Annotated in this window: 3 protein-coding genes; 1 reads left to right on the forward strand and 2 read right to left on the reverse strand. The window is 31.3% G+C overall.

The window, feature by feature from the left end:
* A partial coding sequence (locus MK115_RS09185) for a DUF3769 domain-containing protein (RefSeq protein ID WP_287610913.1) occupies positions 1 to 1,113 on the forward strand: 1,113 nt, incomplete at its 5' end.
* Here the strand turns inward: MK115_RS09185 and leuD are convergent.
* Both leuD and MK115_RS09195 read right to left on the reverse strand, forming a co-directional pair.
* Complete coding sequence (gene leuD / locus MK115_RS09190) at positions 1,114 to 1,737, reverse strand: 3-isopropylmalate dehydratase small subunit (protein ID WP_287610915.1); 624 nt, start codon at positions 1,735 to 1,737, stop codon at positions 1,114 to 1,116.
* Positions 1,737 to 2,412 (reverse strand): aconitase family protein (locus tag MK115_RS09195; RefSeq protein ID WP_287610916.1); only part of this gene is annotated, 676 nt, incomplete at its 5' end. The genes MK115_RS09195 and leuD, both read right to left, overlap by 1 nt.

Genomic DNA, 2,412 nt, shown 5'->3' on the forward strand with positions numbered 1-2,412 from the left:
AACAGGTGGAATTTAGGATATGAAAACCTTGATAAAGATGGGTATTTTATAGGTAGGAAATTTAACTCTATAGATATTGCTGATGATTTTGTTCTTGATTTAGAGCCGCAATTTCTAATTCAGAGGTCATTAAAAGGGTATACAAATAGTTTTGTAAAGAAGGACGAATCAATTACCTCAGAAAGGATTAAGAGAAATTCAAGTTTTGAAGATTATTTTGCTCTAAAATCCCAGATAAAAGGCACAATAAAAAATTGGGATTTAGAAATAGAAAAGAATTTAAATTCTCTTGATTTTAATAAATTTTCAGATGCATTTAGATTTAAAACTGAATTGAGTAAAGAAATTGATTTATTAGATTCAAAATGGGAAAAAAGTTTTTATGGAGTTTATAGAGAGAGGGTTTGGAATGGTTCATTAGGTGAAGCAGAAATTTACTCTGGTTATGGTTCAAAATTACAAAAAGAAAATACTTGGATTACTGATGGCATCAAAAAGTCAGAATTTTTATCTTTAGGTTTGGCCAACATAACAGCTGAGGCTTTAAATACAAAAAATCTTGTAACTAACCTAAAAGGTAATTTGTTTTATTCTCTTGATCAGAAATTTCCAATTAGTATTGTAAATCCTAAAAAGAAATCTATTGATATTTCATATAAGTACACTCCCAAACCAATCACTAAAGGATTAAGTCTTGATACAAGATTAGAAGCATCATATTCTTTCTATGAAAATGGTGATCATCAAGAATATTTAGGTCTAGGTATAGGCCCAGAATTAATATTTGGTAATTTTAAAAATAAAACTTTTGACTATACACGTATTAGTCTTTTACCTCTCTATAAATTTGATAGTGGCGAAAGTATTTTTAAGTTTGATCGGAATTATGAAAACTTCACTTTAGATATTTCTTTTGATCAGCAATTATATGGGCCTATCATTCTCAAGAGTTTTGGGATTTTGAACTTAACAAATGATTCAAATGATTATGGTGAATTTATAGATTCTAAAATTTCTTTAAATTGGAAAAAAAGATCCTATGAATTTGGTATTTTTTATCAACCTCATAATCAAGCAGGAGGAATTTCTTTTAGTCTATTTGGATTTAAATAGCTATGAAATATTAGTATTGAATTTTATATAGGGTAATTGGTTAAATTTATTTTCTATTAAATTTTCATTCTCAAGTAGTGTTGAAGTAGCATCCCATTCTCCTGATAAAAACATTTTTCTTGAGCTTTCCTTAATCTCAAGATTGAAATTTAAATCTTTTGATTTTGCTAAGGATTTTTTCAGATCAATTTCTAAAAATAAAAATTGATTATCGCAATAGTTTTGTATTTCTTCTATGGATTTTTTAGGTAGCGTAAAACATGGAATTCCTATCGCAATACAGTTACTATAAAAAATGTCGGCGAAACTCTCGCCTATGATTGCTTTTATACCCCATCTCATAAGCGCTTGGGGGGCATGTTCTCTGCTGGAACCACATCCAAAATTGCTATTAACAATTAGTATTGAGGCATTTTTATTTTCTTCTAGATCAAACGGATGCCTTCCTTTTAAAGTTTTTCTATCGTCTTCAAAAACAGATTCACCCAATGAATCAAAGTTAACACACTTCAAAAAACGCGCTGGAATTATTCGATCTGTATCAATGTCGTTACCAATCAAGGAGATACATTGCCCTCTGATTTGTGTAATTTTTCCAATTGGCGGGGTAAACTCTGATTTCATCAGTTGATAAATTCTCTAACGTCACTGACTTTGCCATTAATTGCAGCAGCAGCAACCATTGCTGGACTCATGAGAAGTGTTCTTCCACTGGGAGATCCTTGCCTACCCTTGAAATTTCTATTACTAGAACTAGCACTAACTTGATTACCTATTAGCTTATCTGAATTCATTGCTAAACACATTGAGCAGCCAGGCTCTCTCCATTGAAATCCAGAATCCTTAAATATCTGATCAAGACCTTCTTGTTTTGCTTCAGTTGCCACTTTTTCTGAACCTGGAACTACAAATGCTTTGACATTCTTGGATACTTTTTTGCCTTTTAATACTTTAGCTGCAACTCTTAAGTCACTGATTCTTCCATTTGTGCAACTACCTATGAAACAAACGTCTACAGGAGTATCTTTTATTAATTGTCCTGGCTTGAAACTCATATATTCATAAGCCTCTTTTGCAACTAATTTATCATTTGGGGATAAGTCATCTAAAAGAGGGATTTGTTGATTAATGCTTATACTTTGGCCGGGAGTAATCCCCCAGGTTACAGTTGGTTCTACCTTAGAAGCATCTAATTTAATTACGTCATCATAAATTGAATTTTCATCGCTTTTTAATGATTCCCACCATCTAAGCGCTCTATCCCAATGCTCATTTTTTGGAGCACATAATTTATTTTTA

It is taken from the genome of Prochlorococcus sp. ALOHA_ZT_50, assembly GCF_022447305.1.
Classification (GTDB): Bacteria; Cyanobacteriota; Cyanobacteriia; order PCC-6307; family Cyanobiaceae; genus Prochlorococcus_A.

Bases quoted from the DNA above. Each gene is read 5' to 3' on its own strand.
- leuD (WP_287610915.1), bottom strand. From the start codon at position 1,737: ATGAAATCAGAGTTTACCCCGCCAATTGGAAAAATTACACAAATCAGA.